The following is a 16,678-nucleotide window of genomic DNA, read 5'->3' as shown; positions in this document are numbered from 1 at the left end:
ATCAGCAATCGAGATCGTAGAACTTGACGATGTGCGCCCAGGCCTCGTCCGCCGTCTCGACCGGCGTGAACAGCTCGAGGTCCTCGAAGTTGATCACGCCTTCCTCGGCCAGAGCCTTGAAGTTGATCACGCGGTTCCAGTAGTCGCCCCCGAACAGCAGGATCGGGATCGGCTTCATCTTGCCGGTCTGGACCAGCGTCAGCAGTTCGAAGAACTCGTCGAAGGTGCCGAACCCGCCGGGGAACACCGCCACGGCGCGGGCGCGCAGCAGGAAGTGCATCTTCCTCAGCGCAAAGTAGTGGAACTGGAACGACAGGTGCGGCGTGACGTGCGCGTTGGGCGCCTGCTCATGCGGCAGGACGATGTTGAGCCCGACGGATTCGGCGCCCGCCTCCTCAGCGCCGCGATTGGCGGCTTCCATGATCGAAGGCCCGCCGCCCGAGCAGATCACGAACTGCCGCTTGCCGTCCTCGACGATACCGCAACTGCTGGCAAGCCGGGCAAGCTTGCGCGCTTCGTCATAGTATTTCGCCTTGGCGACAAGGCTCTCGATCACCGCCTTGCGCTCGGGCGTGGTGCCTGCTGCGAGCGCCGCTTCGGCCATTTCGGGCGAGGGAATGCGTGCCGAGCCGTAGACCACCAGCGTCGATCCGATCTGCGCTTCATCCAATAGCATTTCGGGCTTCAGCAGCTCCAACTGGAACCGCACCGGCCGCAGCTCCTCGCGCAGGAGAAAATCCGTATCGCGGAAAGCCAGCCGATAGGCCGGGTCCTGCTGCTGTGGGGTGGTCCTCGGGTGGTTCTCGACGAAACCGGCTTCCTGCTCGGCCTTGTAGAACTTGCGCTTGGTCAGCTCGTGCTGCTTTTCTTCTTCAGTCATGCTCCCTAACGTCGGGCCGGACTGCAAAAAGCGCAAGAGGCTCAGATCCCCTATGCCACCGTGGTCCCGAACAGCCGCCCAATCCCCGCAGTCATCGCCATGGCCAGAGCGCCCCAGAACACCACGCGCAGCACCGGCCTCAGCATGGCCGATCCTCCGGCCCTCGCGCCTATGGCCCCGAGCAGCGCCAGAAACAGGATCGAGCCAACGGCTTCTCCCGCCACGATCAGGGCCATCGGCAGGACCGCCGCCAGCAGCAGCGGCAGGGCAGCGCCCACCGTAAACGTCCCGGCCGAAGTTAGCCCTGCGAGTACCGGGCGGGCCGTGGTGATCTCAGTGATATGGAGCTCGTCGCGCGCATGAGTGCCGATGGCATCGTGCGCCATCATCTGCTGTGCTGCCTTGCGCGCGGTCTCCTCGTCGAGGCCGCGCTCCATGTAGATCTTCGCCAGTTCGTCGAGTTCGGCCTCCGGTCCCGCTTCCAGTTCGCCGCGTTCGCGCGCAAGGTCTGCCTGTTCGGTATCGGACTGCGAGCTGACCGAAACATACTCGCCCGCCGCCATGGACATCGCGCCTGCCACCAGCCCCGCCACGCCTGCGACAAGAATCGCCGCCCGGTCCGCTCCGGATGCGGCAACGCCAAGGATCAGGCTCGCGGTCGAGACGATGCCGTCGTTCGCCCCGAGCACGGCCGCGCGCAGCCAGCCGATCCGGGCAACGAGATGCGATTCGCGATGCGGTCTCATACGTCTGTCTCCGAAGCTTGCGTGGCGTGAAGCGCGGGATCAATCAGGTCTTCGAGGAACGCGCCTAGCAAGGCAGACTGCGAACCAACTCCCGCCTTGGCGTAGACCCGCGCGAGCTGCGCACGAACGGTCCCGCTGGCAGCGCCGCGCAGCGCCGCAATCTCGGCCACGTCGCAACCCTTGAGCGCAAACAAGGCAACGTCAGCTTCCGCAGGCGTCAGTTTCCATTCGGCAAAACGCACCCGCACCAGTTCTGCAGCCACACCACGCGCCATCGCCACCGCAGCCTCGTCCTGCCGGGCCGACAAGACCAGCGTCCGGATCTGGTAGGCTCCGATCAGGACCCCGGCGAGCAGGGCCACGACCGCCGCGCTCTCGGCGGCAAGATGCGCGCCGAAGCCTTCGGCCAGCAAGTCTCCGGCAAGGTCCAGCATGAAGAACAGCGCCGCCACGGCCTGCAGGGCCACCACCATGGTCAGGGCGGCGGCCTTGCGTTGCAATGACAGATGGCGGCGCTGCATGACTGACGATTAGCTCTGACCGGGCAGCATCGCCAGAACAACCTCGCGCCCGCTCCGCCGCGTCTCGAACACGACGCCCGCGATGTGCAGCGCGATCAGCAAGTAGAGCAAATTGACGGCCACTTCATGGATCTCGCCCAGCGGACCTTCTTCCTCGCCGCCTTCGCCACCTTCATCGCCATCATGTTCCTCAGCGTCCTCGCCCCGCTCGATCTCGGCGGACGCGGAAACGACGGTTTCAGAACGCTCATTGCGAACCTGTCCCGGCAGTCCGGCCATAGCGATTCCGCTGGCGATCACTGCGCCGAGGCAAGACCAGATCGCATAGACCATTAGCGCACCAAGCGGGTTGTGCGACCGGTGCTCGACATGTCGGCCCGACCGGATGTCCCGCAAGTGGGCCAACGCACGGCCGGGGCTTGGCGGAAAGGCGGCGAAGCGGGCCTCGGCAGGGCCAATCAACCCCCACAGCAGGCGCAGCGCTAGAATTGCCGCAAGCGCATAGCCGATCCACACATGCGTGCCGGAGCCTTCCTCGGTGAACAGCGCATTGGCAATGATCGCGGCCACCACGGACCAGTGGGTCAGCTTGACGACAGGATCCCAGCGCAGTGCCGGTCGGCTGGTGGCAGGGGTAGATGAAGGCTCGGTCACGGGACATCTCCTAGAAGATCGATGTCCGCAGAATGCTGTCGAAAGTCCCGCCTCACCATTGCCGCACCGCTTATGCAGCCTTGCATAAGCAGGCGCTTATCGCTCGCCGATCGGCATTACTACAGAGCGGCCTTGATTCGATGCACCATCGCCGTCGAGCGACGGCAAACGATCACGCTCTTCGCGGGCCTGCGGTTCGATAAGGGGCGCGGGGCATTTTCAGCTTCATGAGCGAAATCCGGCGTAGTCCATTCGGCTATTGAGAATGTCCTGAGCCTCGTCGGGAGCGATTAGCTTTGATTCCATTGACAATTACGCAAGCGATTAAGCAGGCGCCGTCTTCCGCTGGCGCGACGGCCTAAACCCAAGGAGTTTAGCCATTTTTAATAAAACTCCGGCTGCGAAGACAGCGTTCCGCCATGGGATGCTGCGATTGCCCGACTCCGATTTCCGATCGTCAGAAGGACATTGGCCAGCGTCCTGCTGCACGAGCGTTGTCCGGACCCATGGTTGCAATCGTTTATCAACTATGCAGAACGATATCAGAACCGAAATGCCAAAAGCGAAGCCATGTCACTGGATCATAAAGAAAGACCCAAACTTTCGTTAGTATCAGAACTCTTCTCGTACGCTCTTGATAGCGTGCGTAGATACATCCGCTATCAAGGCGGTTGGTTTTACCTTCTGAGGATCATTCGCGCGATCATTATTCTGATCACGCCAGTAATATGCTACGCCTATATTCTCCGATCCTGACCCAGTTCGTGCACCGGACAAGAACTGGCGACATGTCGCCTGAATCGTACCCCCAGGGCGCCGCTGCGAGCAGTTGCTCGCAGCCGGAATACACCACTCGGGTCAAATGCATGATCGTCATCAGTCTGGCGGCGATCTGCTGGGGCATCCCGGTGCTGGCGCTTGTCGCAATCGACATACTGGCAAGCTGACCGCCTGTGGCGGCGTAGATCGCGCCAAACTTCGCGCCCGCGCCAGCCGATTGGCAGACGGACCATGTGAACCGCAAGTTTTCCGGAAAATGGATGCCCCGCGAGGATTCGAACCTCGATAGACGGAATCAGAATCCGTAGTCTTACCATTAGACGACGGGGCAGCGTGAGGCGCGCAACTAGGGGGCGGGCAGGCGTTAGTCAAGCGGGTCTATCGGCATTTTTGGGCGCTGGCCTTGCGGGCAGGGCGCGGCATCGCTAGCATTAGGGGCAAGTACCCGGCAGCATCAGGCAGCGCGGGAAAACATAAGCGAATAAGAGTCATGGCGGGTTCCATTCCGCCGGCAAACGGGCAAGACGCGCGCCAGAACGGCAAGACGGCAGGCAGCAAGAAGGGGCAAAGGAAGAAGCCCCGCAGGCCACGCGGCAAAGCCGGGAACAGTGTCCCGCCCAAGATCGCCGGCACGACCAGTCCGCCCGCAACACGCGGCAGCGGCACGCAGGAGGCAGTCGTCAAGGCGGTGCCGGAAGTGGCACCCGGTCCGGCTGCGCCTCAACTGCACGAACGGTCTTCGGGCTGGCAAAGGCCGCTTCCCCACCATCGTCAGGCCTATGCCGCGATCGACCTTGGCACCAACAACTGCCGACTGCTGATCGCGCGGCCCTCGGGCGAGCACTTCGTGGTGATCGATGCCTTCAGCCGCGTCGTCCGCCTCGGTGAGGGCCTTGCCCAGACAGGGCGTCTTTCGGACGAGGCGATGGACCGCGCACTCGCCGCACTCCACGTCTGCGCCGACAAACTGCGCAAGCGCAACGTCCACCTCGCCCGCTCGGTCGCAACCGAGGCCTGCCGCCGCGCCAGCAACGGTCAGGCCTTCATCGACCGCGTGCGCGATGAAACCGGCATCCACCTCAACATCATCACCGCGCAGGAAGAAGCGCGCCTTGCCGTGCTCGGCTGCCACATCCTGCTCGAACAGGGCACTGGCCCGGCCATGATCTTCGACATCGGCGGCGGATCGACCGAAATGGTGCTGGTCGAAACCGGCGAGACCGTGCCGCGCATTCTCGACTGGCAATCGGTGCCCTGGGGCGTCGTCTCGCTCACCGAAAGCATCGGCGCAATCGCCGACAATCCCCACGCGCGCGCAGTCGCCTATGCCGAAATGCGCCGCCGTGTGGACGAAGGCTTTGCCGACTTTGCCGAACGCGTCAGCCCGATGCGCCATGTCCCGCGCGAAGAAGGCCACATCCGCCTGCTCGGCACCAGCGGCACGGTCACCACGCTTGCCAGCCTCCACCTCGAACTGCCACAGTATGACAGGCGCGCGGTCGACGGCCTTGTCGTGCCTGCCGAATCGATGCGCGGCATCAGTCGCCGTCTCTCGACCATGACTCCGGCCGAGCGCATCGCCCTGCCCTGCATCGGGCGCGAGCGCTCCGATCTGGTGGTAGCGGGCTGCGCGATCCTCGAATCGATTCTCGACATCTGGCCGGCCGAACGGCTGGGCATTGCCGATCGCGGCATCCGCGAAGGCATCCTGCGCAGCCTCATGGCCACCGGGCCCGACCCGCGCAGCCCCAAACGAACGGAAGCCGCATGAGCCGCTCAGGAAAGAATCCCAACGAGCGGCTCAAGACCGCCAAGGGCCGCAGCGCTTCGTCGGTGCGCTGGCTTTCGCGCCAGCTCAACGATCCCTACGTCAAGCAGGCCCGGGCCGAAGGCTGGCGCAGCCGCGCGGCGTTCAAGCTGATCGACCTCGACGAGAAGTTCGGACTGCTCAAAGGCGCAAAGCGCGTCGTCGACCTCGGCATCGCGCCGGGTGGCTGGAGCCAGGTGGTGCGCAAGAAGGCGCCGTCTGCGGCAATCGTGGGGATCGACCTGCTGCCGACCGACCCGATCGAGGGCGTGACCATCTTCGAGATGGACTTCATGGCCGACGAGGCCCCGCAGGCCCTGACCGATGCGCTCGACGGACCGCCCGATCTGGTCATCTCCGACATGGCCGCCAACACCGTCGGCCACAAGCAGACCGACCACTTGCGCACGATGGGCCTGGTCGAGACGGCAGTGGACTTCGCGATCCAGACCCTGGCACCGGGCGGGGCGTTCGTCGCCAAGGTCTTTGCCGGCGGGACCGATGGCGAACTGCTGACGATCCTCAAGAAGAACTTCACCATCGTGAAGCACGCCAAGCCGCCGTCGAGCCGCAAGGACTCGTCCGAATGGTATGTGATCGCGCAAGGCTTCAAGGGCCGCGCGGAGCCCACGTTAACCGCCGACTGACGGGCTGTCGCATCGCGGGACTCAGGGAAAACCCCTAACTGGCACGATAGCGCGGCGTGGTTATCAGGTCGTTAACCGACCCACTTCGGAGCCACCCGATGACCCCAGTCCGCAACCTGCTGCTCCCGCTCATGCTCCTCGGCTTCTCCGGCGAGGTGGCCACGGCTGGAGAGGCAAGAGGATGGTCTGCCGACTGGAAGGTCATCGGCGTGGCGCAGGACCGCACGCAAGTGCTGGTCCGCCCCGAATCGGTGCGCGAGCTTGCCCCTGAAAGCGGCCGCGCCTTCCCGGTCCGGCAGGTCTGGGCGGGCTTTGATTTCAGCGAGGCCTCGGCGCTCGACAGCGGACGCAAGGTGATCCTGTTCCGCTACGATTGCGCGCACCGCCGCGTGCTGATCGCCGCCGCCACCGACTATGCGCCCGACGGCACCGTGCTTGCCCGCAATGCCGTTTCAGCGGATCGGGCCGACCAGTACGAGCCGGTCGAGCCGGAAACGCTGAACGCCGCGATCATGGCCGAGGCCTGCCCCGCCTGACCGCAATCAAGAGAGACTTGTACCGCCTGCAAACACAGCTTCGTCATTGCGAGGAGACGTAGTCGACGAAGCAATCCAGAGTCCGTGCAGAGCCGCCCTGGATTGCTTCGCTACGCTCGCAATGACGAGCAGATGTAGTCGCTGTTTGCGCAGGCATTGAATTCCGCTCAATAGGCTGCGGTAAACCGCGCGCGCGGGTGGCGGTGCTGCTCGAGCTCATCGACCATCGCGATGGCATAGTCGGCAAAACTGATCCGGCTTTCGCCCTTCTCGTCGGTGACCAGCTGGTCGGTCCCGAGCCGGAACTTGCCGGTGCGCGGGCCGACCTCGATGAAGGCGGCGGGCGAGAAGAAGGTCCAGTCGATCTCTGTCTCCTCGCGCAGGTCCTTGAGGAAAGCGATACCGCCAAGGATCGCGGGCTTCCATTCCTCGGGAAGCTGCATTGCGTCGAAAAGGATCTTGCCGGGAGCGACCTCGAGGCTTGCCGCTCCGCCCGTCACCAGCAGGCGCGGCACGCCAGCGGCCTTGAGCGCCGAGAGCAACGTCGCGGCGGTCACATCGAAGTGCAGCGCGCTGATCACCGCATCGACGCCGCGGATCAGCCCGGCCAGCGCCTGCGGATCGGCAGCATCGCCCGCCACTGCGGTCACGCCGCTCGCTGCCGCAATGGCCTCCGGCTTGCGCGCAATGGCAAGAACCTCATGCCCACGACGGGCAAGTTCGGCAGTGATTTCCGATCCGGCGCGACCGCTGGCTCCAAGCACGGCAACTTTCATCGGCTTACTCCTGTATCGTGATCGATGGGGTGGTTTCCAATGGATACCAGGTGCGCTATCGTCACGACCCATGCAAGAAGGCACGATTTCCATACCAGGTCACCGCGAAGTGACTGCTCCCGGCGAGGGGACTGGTCGCGCCAGGCCACGCGGCGATGTCTATGCCGCCAATTGCCCGACCCGGCAGCTGCTGGACCGAGTTGCCGACAAATGGAGCGCGCTGATCCTGCTGCTGCTTTCGCGCGAGGACTTGCGCTTCAATGCGCTCAAGCGACGAATCGAAGGCGTGAGCCAGAAGATGCTCAGCCAGACCCTGCGCTCGCTCGAACGCGACGGCCTTGTCAGCCGTAGCGTCGAGCCGACCGTGCCGGTGACAGTGACATATGCGATCACGTCCTTGGGACGCGGCCTCGTCGGCGCGCTGTCGGGCATGATCGAATGGGCCGAAACTTGCATGATCGAGGTTTCGGCAGCCCAGCGGGCCTACGATTTGCGAGAGGGATCAGCGGACTGAGACAGCCCGCGTCGCGTTCCAGTTGAAAAGGAAGTTGCGGTGCTCGGCCCAGGTCTGGCCTTCCACCCGGTCTCCGACAAGGCAGGCGGCAGTGTGATACGGCCCCATTCCGTCGGTCGTGCGGAAGCTGACGCAGGTCCGCCCACGATCGGTCTTCCACCGCCCGGCCAGAATCTCGCTTTCATAGAAGCTGCCCTTGACCGTACCGTCTGCCTGCAACTCGAGCACCATCGGTTTTACGTAAGGCTCCTCGGGCTTTGCCGAGAGATCTACGATCCACGCGCCCTGAATGGCAGCGGGAGGTTCTGCAGCACTGACAGGCGCGACAGAAAGCATGAGCAACAGGATTGCGGCAACAGGGCGGAGCATCGGCAAACTCCCAAAGTCCGCAACCTGCGCCCGACGGGACATTCCCGCAACCGGCACCAAAGACACGAAAAGGGCGCCCGGATCGCTCCGAACGCCCTTTCAGATTCAAGCCGAGATCGAGAAGCTTACTTCTTCGACTTCAGGTAGGCGATCACGTCGGCGCGCTGCTGGGCGTCCGAGATGCCCGCGAAGGTCATCTTGGTGCCCTGCGCGAACTTGGCCGGGCCCGACAGCCATGCGTCAAGCGTCGCATCGTCCCAGTTTCCGCCCTTGCCCTTGAGCGCGTCGGAGAAGGCATAACCGCCACGATCACCGGCAACAGCTTCGCCATAGACGCCGAACAGGTTCGGGCCGATGCCGTTGGCACCGCCCTGATCGATGGTGTGGCAAGCCTTGCACTTGGCAAAGATCGCCTCGCCCTTGGCAGCATCGCCAACGAGCGCCACGGTCGCGCCAGCGGCAGGCGCGGCGCCGGCAGCCGGAACGGCCTCAGGCGCGGGGAGCGGCAGGTTCGAGCCGAGCGAGTTGAGATAGAGGATGACGTTGGCGCGGTCTTCGCCCTTGGGCAGGCCTGCGAACGACATCTTGGTGCCATCGGCATAGGCCTTGGGGTTCTTCAGCCACTCGTTGAGCGAGGCGAAGTCCCACTTGCCGCCCTTGGCCTTGAGCGCGTCGGAGAAGGCATAGCCACCGCGACCGGCAGCAACCGCTTCACCAACCACGCCATAAAGGTTCGGACCGATGCCGTTGGCACCGCCCTGTTCGGCGGTGTGGCAGGCCTTGCACTTGGCAAAGATTGCTTCGCCCTTTGCGACGTCACCAGCGGCGAGCAGATTCGCCAGCGGGAGTTCGGCCGCAGCAGCTCCGCCCTCGGCACCTTCCTCGACGACGCCTTCGATCGCGTAGCCCATCGTTTCCGGACGGTGTTGCTTGTCAGCGAGGAAGTAGTGCGCCGACAGGCTGGAAAGCCCCAGAGCCACGATGCCCCCGAACAAGGTCCACCCGGCGATGGTATTGAAACGATCGTCCATTTACGAGCCCCATTGGCGCACGCCGACACCTTGCCGACACCCGCGCGAGTTGGGGGACCCTCTAGTCAGCGCCATGCCGCAGCGCAAGATGGTTTGACTCGCAAATTCGAACTCGCTTGCCCGAAAGGACAGAGCGGCTTAACGCCCGCGCGTCATGCAAAGCTATCCCGCCCCCGCCCTCGCCCTTGTCGAGCAGATGGCCGCCGCCGCATCCGCAGATCCGGCGCGCGCGGTTTCGTTTCAGGGCGCACCCGGCGCAAACTCGCATCGCGCGGCGATGGAAGCCCTGCCAGACTGCCTGCCGCTACCCTGTTTCTCGTTCGAGGACGCGCTCGATGCGGTCAAGGAAGGCCGTGCAGGACAGGCGATCATCCCGATCGAAAACTCGCAGCACGGGCGCGTGGCGGACATCCACTTCCTTTTGCCCGAAAGCGGGCTGTCGATCGTGGGCGAGCATTTCCTCGAGATCCACGCCAGCCTGATGGCGCTGGGCGACGGCCCGTTCACCGCCGCCTACAGCCACCCGCAGGCGCTCGGCCAGTCGCGCTTCTATCTGCGTGACCGGGGCATCGTGCCGATGAGCTATGCAGACACTGCCGGCGCTGCAGCCTATGTCGCAGAACTTGGCGACCCGACCGTGGCCGCGCTCGCCCCGCGCATCGCCGCCGAACTCTATGGCCTCAAGGTCATCGAGGACAACGTCGAGGACGCGCACGACAACACCACCCGATTCGTCATCCTGTCGAAGACCTCGCGCGATCCGGCAACGATCACTGGCCCTGCAATGACGACCTTCGTGTTCGAAGTGCGCAACATCCCCGCCGCGCTCTACAAGGCGCTGGGCGGATTTGCGACGAACGGCGTCAACATGACCAAACTCGAAAGCTACCAGCGTGGCGCGAGCTTCTCAGCGACCGAGTTCTATGCCGACATCGTCGGGGCACCGGGCGAGCGCGCGGTCGATCTCGCTTTCGAGGAACTCGGCTTTTTCGCCAAGGACCTGCGCATGCTCGGCACCTACCCGATGGAACGCATCCGAGGCGGCTGATCGGACACAGTTGCGCTTGCCCGTGGGCCAGCACCGTGCAACGTTCGCATGGTGACGGCACCCGGGGCGGCAGTATCGGCAAAGAGCGACGCGGCAGCGGCAGAGGCCGCATGGCGAACGGTGCGCGATTCGGCTGACATCCAGTTCGCCCCCGTCCCGCCCGATCCGCCCCCTGTCACACCGGAATGGCTAAAGGCGGTTGGTCGCTTTCTCGAATGGCTGCTCTCGCCGCTTGGCCGCCTGCTCGGCAGCGGGTGGAGCGTGATCGAGATGGTCATGCTCGTCAGCGCCTGCATCGGCGTGTTGTGGATAGCCTGGGCCCTGCTCTGGCCGCTCTGGCGTGACCGCACGGGCAAGCCGCGAATCGCAGAGCCGGAATGGACGCCCCAGCGCGAGGAAGCGCTGGCCCTTCTCGAAGACGCTGACCGGCTCGCCGCGCAAGGCCTCTTCGGAGAAGCCGCGCACCTCCTGCTCCAGCGCAGCATCGGCCAGATCGCCCGCGTCCGGCCAGACTGGCTCAGCCCGTCGAGCACCGCGCGCGAGATCGGCATGATTCGCGCCCTGCCAACCGAGGCCCGCAGCGCGTTCGGCACGATTTCCGCGCTTGTCGAACGCGCCCGCTATGCGCTCAGCCCCTTGGGCGCCGAAGACTGGTCCACTGCGCGCGAGGCTTATTCGCGCTTTGCCCTGCAACAGCTGCCGACCGGGACGGCAGGTGCCACTGCATGAGCGCGGCCCCGGCTCCCTTCTCCCGCGGCACGATCATCGGCATGTTGCTGACAGGCGCGCTCGCCTTCGTCGCGCTGCTCTGGTTTCTCGGCAACGGCACCGGCGGCAGCGGCAACAACGGCGGCGCGCATGTCGGCGGGCAGGGGCTAAACGGCTATGCCGGGCTCGCCCGCATGCTTGAGGCCGAAGGGCTTGACGTCCAGCGCCAGCGCAACCGCCGCACGCTCGAAACCGCGCCGGGACTGCTGATCCTGACGCCGCCTGCCGATGCGGACGGCAAGGAGATCGCCAAGGTCGTCGAGGCCCATCGCTATCTTGGCCCGACCATCGTCGTCGCGCCCAAATGGTTCGCGATGGGAGCGAGCTCGAACAAGGCCAAGCGCGGCTGGGTGCAGCTGATATCCACGCAAGGCCCCGAATGGCGGGGCTTTGCCGACAATGTCGCCGTCGCCATCGGCAAGGAGGATGGCCCTGCCGCTGGCGGCTGGAAGCTTGGCGAACGACGCGGCCCCCTGCCCGATGACCGGCAGGTCGAATCCGGCTCGGGCAAGGGGCTGGTCCCGATCGTCACCGCAGGCGATGGCCGCATCCTCGCAGCATGGCTCGATGACGACGGCTACTACCCCGCACTCAACCAGCTGGCGGGCGTGGACCCGAGCTACGGCGGCGAGGACGAGGACATCTACCCGGTCGTCCTCGTGTTCGAACCCGACCTGCTCGACAACTGGGGCCTTGCCGACAAGGCCACGGCCCTGCTCGCGCGCGACATCGTGCTGGCCACGGCTGACAACCGCAGCCAGCCAATCGTGTTCGACATGACCTTCAACGGCTTCGGCGCGAGCCGCAACCTGCTCACCCTCGCGTTCGAACCACCGTTCCTCGCTGCCACGATCTGCCTGCTGCTGGGGGCCCTTGCGGTCGCATGGCGCGCGTTCAACCGCTTCGGCCCGGCGCTGGCGCAGGCGCAGGAAATCGCGATGGGCAAGGCCGCACTGGTCGCCAATGCAGCAGGCCTGATCCGCCGCGCCGGTCGCGTCCATCTCGCCGCCGCGCCCTATGCCGATGCAACGCGCGATCGCATCGCACTGGCGCTCGGCCTGCCGCGCGGGCTTTCGCCGCAAGAGATCGAACACCTGATCGACCAGACGCTGCAGCGCCGGGGCATCGAAGGCCCCGCCTTCTCCACCGCTGCACGGCATTTGCGCGATGCCCGCAAGCCGCACGAACTGACCAGGCGGGCACTGGTCCTGCAACAAATAGAAAGGCACCTGAAGTGACCGCTGAGACACCGCACATGACTTTGGCCGATCTCGGCACGCTGGCAGGCGCGATCCGCGCCGAAGTGGGCAAGGCCGTGGTCGGACAGGATGAGGTGCTCGACCATCTCCTCGTCGCGCTCTTTGCCGGTGGCCACGTCCTGCTCGAAGGCCCGCCCGGAACCGCCAAGACCTTCCTCGCGCAAAGCTTCGCAGCTGCCTTGGGCCTCGATTTCGGGCGCATCCAGTTCACGCCCGACCTCATGCCTGGCGACATTCTCGGCTCCAACCTGTTCAACTTCCAGACCAGCCAGTTCACCCTGACGCGCGGGCCGATCTTCCACGAACTGCTGCTGGCCGACGAGATCAACCGCACCCCGCCCAAGACCCAGGCCGCCCTGCTCGAAGCCATGCAGGAACGCCGCGTGACGCTGGACGGCGAGGCGCACCCCCTGTCCGAACGGTTCATGGTCGTCGCCACGCAGAACCCGATCGAAAGCCAGGGCGTCTATCCCCTGCCCGAAGCCCAGCTGGACCGCTTCCTGTTCAAGCTGCTGGTGTCCTACCCCTCGGCCGAGGAGGAAGCCCGCATCGTCACCCGCTACGGCGAGGGACGCGGTGCGCCAAAGCCCGCCGAGCTTGGTATCGTGGCCGTGGCCGATGAGGTCCAGCTCAAGGCCGCGCAAGTCGCAGTTGCCTCGGTGACTATGGCCGAATCCGTGGTCGACTATGTCGTCCGCCTGATCCGCGCGACGCGGGAAAGCGGCGATCTCGTCGTCGGTGCCAGCCCGCGCGCCGCCGTGCTGCTGGCGGGGTCCGCCCGCGCCCGCGCCGCGCTTGACGGGCGCAACTACGTGATCCCCGACGACGTCAAGGCCCTCGCCACCGCCGTCCTGCGCCACCGCCTGATGCTCAGCCCCGCCGCCGAGATCGAGGGCAAGCAGGTCGAAGCCATCGTCGCCGCTCTGGTCGAAGGCACGGAAGCGCCCCGTTGAGCAGGCCCGCCGCCCTCCTGCCCTCTGGCCGCGCGGTGCTGATCATCGCAGGCCTCGCGCCGCTCGCGCTGGTGCTCGCCGCCGCCGCGCCCGGTGCGTGGATCGCAGCCCCGGCAATAGGCGGCGCGCTGCTGGTGCTGGTCGTGCTCGACGGCCTGTTCGCCGGATCGCTGGCGGACCTGCGCGTGATCGCCCCGAGCGATACCGAAGTCGGTGAACCATCGCAGATCACCGTTCTTGCCGACCTTTCCCGCATTGGCGCACGCGCCCGGCCCGAAGCCGCGCTCGAATGCGATCCGCGCCTAGCCCCCGGCGGACGCATCGCGCTGCCGCTCGCCTTCACCGACGGCGCATGGAGTGGCACCGCCGACATCACACCCACCCGGCGCGGCACTGGTGCGCTTTCGCGCGTCTGGCTGCGCTGGAACGGCCCGCTCGGTCTCGCCCATCGCCAGGTGACCCGCGCGCTCGACGCCGAAGTGCGCGTCTGGCCCAACATCGCCCCGGTGCGCAGCCCCGCGCTGCAGATCTTCCTGCGCGATGCCCAGTTCGGCCTGATCGCCCGCCGCATCCGGGGTGAAGGCACTGATTTCGAAGCCTTGGCCGAATACGAACCGGGCATGGACCGCCGCCGTATCGACTGGAAAAGCTCCGCCCGTCACGCCCGCCTCTTCGCCAAGGAATACGAGGTCGAGCGCAACAACCAGATCGTCTTCGCGTTCGATTGCGGCCAGTCGATGTGCGAGCCAATCGAGGGCCTGCCAAGGATCGACCGCGCGGTAACCGCCGCGCTCACCACCGCCTATGTCGCATTGAAGGCACAGGATCGCGTCGCCCTGTTCGGCTTTGCCGCAAGGCCCGAAGTCGCCACGCCCTTCGTCACCGACAGCCGCGATTTCGCGCGCCTCCAGCGCGCCGCCGCCGGGCTCGATTATCACCCCGGCGAACCCAACTTCACCCTCGCCCTGTCCACGCTCGCCGCCCGCCTGCAGCGCCGCTCGCTGATCGTGCTGTTCTCGGATTTCACCGATCCCACCAGCGCCGAACTGATGGTCGAAAACGTCGGCAGGCTGGTCGACAAGCACCTCGTCCTCTTCGTGGTGATGACCGACGCCGAACTCGCCGCCATCGCCACCGCACCGGTTACAGACATGCAGTCCGTCGCCGAAGCCGTCACCGCCACAGGCCTCACCCGCCAGCGCGCCCTTGTGCTGCAGCGCCTGCGCCATCTCGGCGTGCGCGTGCTCGAAGCGCGGCACGATCAGATCGGCACGCGGCTGCTCGACGCCTACCTTGCGATCAAGCGCGAAGGGAGGATCGGATGAACGCGGTCACCACTGGCATTGCCCCCAAGAACTTTGCCCAGCGCATCGGCGGCTGGTTCACCAAGCCGTCCGAGCAGGCCGTTGCCGCAGAGCAGGCCGCCCTGCGCTCCGACCGTTTCCGGCTTGAACGCGAGGGTGATTGGAAGCGCCTCGAATCCATCGTCAAGGCCATGGAGGCAGGCCGCACCCGCCGCGTTTCGGACGAGGACCTGCTCGCCCTCCCCGCGCTCTACCGCACCGCCGCGTCGAGCCTTGCCATCGCCCGTGAAACCTCGCTCGATGCCGCGTTGGTCGCCTATCTCGAAGCGCTCACCCAGCGCGCGTGGTTCCTCGTCTATGGCCCCCGCGCCTCGCTCTGGTCATGGCTGCGCGGCTTTCTCGGCGGCGGCTGGAGCGCCAGTGTGCGCGGCATGGGGATCGACATCCTGATCGCACTCGCCCTGATGGTGGCGGGCACGGTGGTCGGCTGGCTCCTCGTCGCCTCGAATCCCGAATGGTACTACTCGCTCGTCCCCGGCGGCTTTGCCGACGTGCGCGTGCCCGGGGCAAGCCGCGAGGTGCTGCACGGCACGTTGTTCGGCAATCAGGAGCAGGACGGCATGAGCGTGTTCGCTGCCGAACTGTTCAGCAACAACGCGCAAGTCTCGATCCTGTGCTTCGCGCTGGGCTTTGCCTTCGGCCTGCCGACGATGCTGCTGCTGATCCACAATACCGCGCTGCTGGGCGCGATGCTGTGGCTCTATCACGGACAGGGCCTGCTGCTCGATCTGGTCGGCTGGCTGGCAATCCACGGCACGACCGAACTGTTCGCAATCCTGCTCGCGGGCGCAGCCGGCATCCACATCGGCCGTTCGATGGCCTTTCCCGGCAATCTCCCGGTCGTCGAAGCGGCGGCAACGGCGGGGCGGCGCGCGGCGCAGGTCATGACCGGAGTCGTGCTGATGCTGGTCGTCGCGGCCGTGCTCGAAGGCTTTGCCCGCCAACTCGTCGATTCCACGCCCTCGCGGCTGACGGTCGGCGGATTCATGCTGGTGCTGTGGACCGGATACTTCTTCGCGTTCCGGCGGGTAGCGCGCTGATGGCGTGGAAGCTACCTTGGCGGCGCAAGGACAGCGCAAGTCCAGCCAGCAGAGCCAAGGCGCATGAAGAGCGCCGCCGGCGCATCGTCATAACCCCTGAAGGCGTGCCCATCCCGTTCACCCTCGCCTCGCGCGGGGCCCGCGCCGGGGCGCTGTTCCTTGACCTAGCGATGATATTCGGCGCGATGATCGGCGCAACGCTGATCCTTTCGCGCATCGCGCAAGGAGCGGGCATCAATCTCAACGACAGCAACTCGCCCGCAGGCCGCGCGGTTCAGGCGATCTCGGTGCTGTGGATCATCATGCTGTTCCTGTTCCGCAACGCATGGTTCCTGTTCTTCGAACTCGGACCGCGCGGCGCGACGCCGGGCAAGCGCATCACCGGCATCCGCATTGCCGCACGGGCGCGCGGCAAGGAGGGCGGCAGGCTCACCACCGAAGCGGTGATCGCCCGCAATCTGGTGCGCGACATCGAACTGTTCATGCCGCTGATCTTCATCATCGTCGCCAGCGTAGAGGGCGGCGATGCCGAGATGGCGGCGTGGGCGGGACTCGTCTGGTTCCTGCTCTTCGCGCTCTTCCCATTCTTCAACCGCGACCGCCTGCGCTGCGGCGATCTGATCGCTGGAACCTGGGTGGTCGAAGCGCCCAAGCGCAAGCTCGAACAGGCGCTTTCGGTGGGCGATGGTGCGAAAGGTATCTCGGCGGAAACCGGCGCACAGTACCGCTTCGGCGATGCCGATCTTGCCGTCTATGGCGAATACGAACTGCAGGTCCTCGAACGCGTGCTGCGCGAGAACCGGGAAGACGCGTTGCGCGATGTCGCCCGCACGATCTGCGCAAAGATCGGCTGGGACGCGGGCGCGGGCGACGAGCGCGCGTTCCTCGAAGCCTACTACGCCCAGCTGCGAGCCCGCCTCGAAACCGGCATGCGCTTCGGCAAGCGCAAGGCCGACAAGCACGCGTCAGCGTAGCCCCCGGCACG

19 protein-coding genes, 1 tRNA gene and 1 pseudogene are annotated in these 16,678 nt (G+C 65.7%); 12 read left to right on the top strand and 9 right to left on the bottom strand.

Annotated features, from left to right (window positions below):
- Position 1 precedes the first annotated feature (1 nt).
- Genes ACZ1JW_RS07590 through ACZ1JW_RS07575 form a run of 4 tightly spaced genes read right to left on the bottom strand, consistent with a single transcriptional unit; the run spans position 2 to position 2,801 of the window.
- On the bottom strand, positions 2–880 hold the full coding sequence (locus tag ACZ1JW_RS07590; protein WP_465142526.1) for an LOG family protein: 879 nt from the start codon (positions 878–880) through the stop codon (positions 2–4).
- Positions 881–930: 50 nt separating this feature from the next.
- Complete coding sequence (locus ACZ1JW_RS07585; protein WP_465124114.1) at positions 931–1,626, bottom strand: VIT1/CCC1 transporter family protein; 696 nt, start codon at positions 1,624–1,626, stop codon at positions 931–933.
- On the bottom strand, positions 1,623–2,147 hold the full coding sequence (locus ACZ1JW_RS07580) for a helix-turn-helix transcriptional regulator (RefSeq protein ID WP_465124115.1): 525 nt from the start codon (positions 2,145–2,147) through the stop codon (positions 1,623–1,625). The genes ACZ1JW_RS07585 and ACZ1JW_RS07580 overlap by 4 nt, the downstream gene beginning before the upstream one ends.
- 9 nt (positions 2,148–2,156) lie before the next feature.
- Positions 2,157–2,801 carry a cytochrome b/b6 domain-containing protein gene (locus tag ACZ1JW_RS07575; protein ID WP_465124116.1) on the bottom strand — a complete coding sequence of 215 codons (645 nt, stop codon included), beginning with the start codon at positions 2,799–2,801 and terminating at the stop codon, positions 2,157–2,159.
- Positions 2,802–3,589: 788 nt separating this feature from the next.
- Between ACZ1JW_RS07575 and ACZ1JW_RS07570 the strand changes: the two genes are divergently transcribed.
- Positions 3,590–3,748 carry a hypothetical protein gene (locus ACZ1JW_RS07570; protein WP_465124117.1) on the top strand — a complete coding sequence of 53 codons (159 nt, stop codon included), beginning with the start codon at positions 3,590–3,592 and terminating at the stop codon, positions 3,746–3,748.
- 90 nt (positions 3,749–3,838) lie between these two features.
- On the opposite strand, the gene ACZ1JW_RS07565 is transcribed toward ACZ1JW_RS07570, so the two are convergent.
- Positions 3,839–3,912, bottom strand: a tRNA-Gln gene (locus tag ACZ1JW_RS07565).
- A 159-nt stretch (positions 3,913–4,071) separates the two neighbouring features.
- On the opposite strand from ACZ1JW_RS07565, the gene ACZ1JW_RS07560 reads away from it, so the two are divergent.
- From ACZ1JW_RS07560 to ACZ1JW_RS07550, 3 genes are all read left to right on the top strand, one after another.
- The gene (locus ACZ1JW_RS07560; protein WP_465142525.1) at positions 4,072–5,352 is read left to right on the top strand and encodes a Ppx/GppA phosphatase family protein; all 1,281 of its coding nucleotides are present in this window, start codon (positions 4,072–4,074) and stop codon (positions 5,350–5,352) included.
- The gene (locus ACZ1JW_RS07555; protein ID WP_465142524.1) at positions 5,349–6,035 is read left to right on the top strand and encodes an RlmE family RNA methyltransferase; all 687 of its coding nucleotides are present in this window, start codon (positions 5,349–5,351) and stop codon (positions 6,033–6,035) included. The genes ACZ1JW_RS07560 and ACZ1JW_RS07555 overlap by 4 nt, the downstream gene beginning before the upstream one ends.
- 98 nt (positions 6,036–6,133) lie before the next feature.
- Positions 6,134–6,571 carry a surface-adhesin E family protein gene (locus ACZ1JW_RS07550; protein ID WP_465142523.1) on the top strand — a complete coding sequence of 146 codons (438 nt, stop codon included), beginning with the start codon at positions 6,134–6,136 and terminating at the stop codon, positions 6,569–6,571.
- Between the two features lie 167 nt (positions 6,572–6,738).
- On the opposite strand, the gene ACZ1JW_RS07545 is transcribed toward ACZ1JW_RS07550, so the two are convergent.
- On the bottom strand, positions 6,739–7,347 hold the full coding sequence (locus ACZ1JW_RS07545; RefSeq protein WP_465142522.1) for an NAD(P)-dependent oxidoreductase: 609 nt from the start codon (positions 7,345–7,347) through the stop codon (positions 6,739–6,741).
- Positions 7,348–7,417: 70 nt separating this feature from the next.
- On the opposite strand from ACZ1JW_RS07545, the gene ACZ1JW_RS07540 reads away from it, so the two are divergent.
- Positions 7,418–7,861: a winged helix-turn-helix transcriptional regulator gene (locus tag ACZ1JW_RS07540; RefSeq protein ID WP_465142521.1), complete on the top strand. Its 444-nt coding sequence runs from the start codon at positions 7,418–7,420 to the stop codon at positions 7,859–7,861.
- Here ACZ1JW_RS07540 and ACZ1JW_RS07535 read toward each other — a convergent pair.
- The 3 genes and pseudogenes from ACZ1JW_RS07535 to ACZ1JW_RS07525 form a co-directional block, all read right to left on the bottom strand.
- The gene (locus tag ACZ1JW_RS07535) at positions 7,850–8,230 is read right to left on the bottom strand and encodes a hypothetical protein (RefSeq protein ID WP_465142520.1); all 381 of its coding nucleotides are present in this window, start codon (positions 8,228–8,230) and stop codon (positions 7,850–7,852) included. The two genes, ACZ1JW_RS07540 and ACZ1JW_RS07535, sit on opposite strands and share 12 nt — an antisense overlap.
- Before the next feature lie 125 nt (positions 8,231–8,355).
- Positions 8,356–8,610, bottom strand: a complete 255-nt coding sequence (locus tag ACZ1JW_RS07530; RefSeq protein ID WP_465142746.1) for a c-type cytochrome — start codon at positions 8,608–8,610, stop codon at positions 8,356–8,358.
- 30 nt (positions 8,611–8,640) lie between these two features.
- Positions 8,641–9,261 (bottom strand): annotated as a pseudogene (locus ACZ1JW_RS07525) (c-type cytochrome); the annotation flags it as partial.
- Positions 9,262–9,415: 154 nt separating this feature from the next.
- Here ACZ1JW_RS07525 and ACZ1JW_RS07520 point away from each other — a divergent pair.
- From ACZ1JW_RS07520 to ACZ1JW_RS07490, 7 genes are read left to right on the top strand one after another with little or no spacing between them, the layout of a single operon-like run.
- Complete coding sequence (locus ACZ1JW_RS07520) at positions 9,416–10,309, top strand: prephenate dehydratase (RefSeq protein WP_465142519.1); 894 nt, start codon at positions 9,416–9,418, stop codon at positions 10,307–10,309.
- Positions 10,310–10,357: 48 nt separating this feature from the next.
- A complete protein-coding gene (locus tag ACZ1JW_RS07515; protein ID WP_465142518.1) occupies positions 10,358–11,038 on the top strand; it encodes a hypothetical protein in 681 nt (226 codons plus the stop codon).
- Positions 11,035–12,315 carry a DUF4350 domain-containing protein gene (locus ACZ1JW_RS07510; protein ID WP_465142517.1) on the top strand — a complete coding sequence of 427 codons (1,281 nt, stop codon included), beginning with the start codon at positions 11,035–11,037 and terminating at the stop codon, positions 12,313–12,315. Before ACZ1JW_RS07515 ends, ACZ1JW_RS07510 begins: the two co-directional genes overlap by 4 nt.
- A gap of 17 nt (positions 12,316–12,332) precedes the next feature.
- Positions 12,333–13,289 (top strand): AAA family ATPase, encoded by a 957-nt coding sequence (locus ACZ1JW_RS07505; protein WP_465142745.1) that lies wholly within the window; start codon positions 12,333–12,335, stop codon positions 13,287–13,289.
- Positions 13,286–14,614: a DUF58 domain-containing protein gene (locus ACZ1JW_RS07500; protein WP_465142516.1), complete on the top strand. Its 1,329-nt coding sequence runs from the start codon at positions 13,286–13,288 to the stop codon at positions 14,612–14,614. Before ACZ1JW_RS07505 ends, ACZ1JW_RS07500 begins: the two co-directional genes overlap by 4 nt.
- Positions 14,611–15,693 carry a stage II sporulation protein M gene (locus tag ACZ1JW_RS07495; protein WP_465142515.1) on the top strand — a complete coding sequence of 361 codons (1,083 nt, stop codon included), beginning with the start codon at positions 14,611–14,613 and terminating at the stop codon, positions 15,691–15,693. Before ACZ1JW_RS07500 ends, ACZ1JW_RS07495 begins: the two co-directional genes overlap by 4 nt.
- On the top strand, positions 15,693–16,667 hold the full coding sequence (locus ACZ1JW_RS07490; RefSeq protein ID WP_465142514.1) for an RDD family protein: 975 nt from the start codon (positions 15,693–15,695) through the stop codon (positions 16,665–16,667). The genes ACZ1JW_RS07495 and ACZ1JW_RS07490 overlap by 1 nt, the downstream gene beginning before the upstream one ends.
- The last annotated feature ends 11 nt before the right edge of the window (positions 16,668–16,678 follow it).

This window comes from Novosphingobium sp. BL-A-28-Hi1-0D (assembly GCF_055521755.1).
Note: the sequence above shows the minus strand (reverse complement) of the source record. Positions and strands in the feature narration are given on the sequence as shown.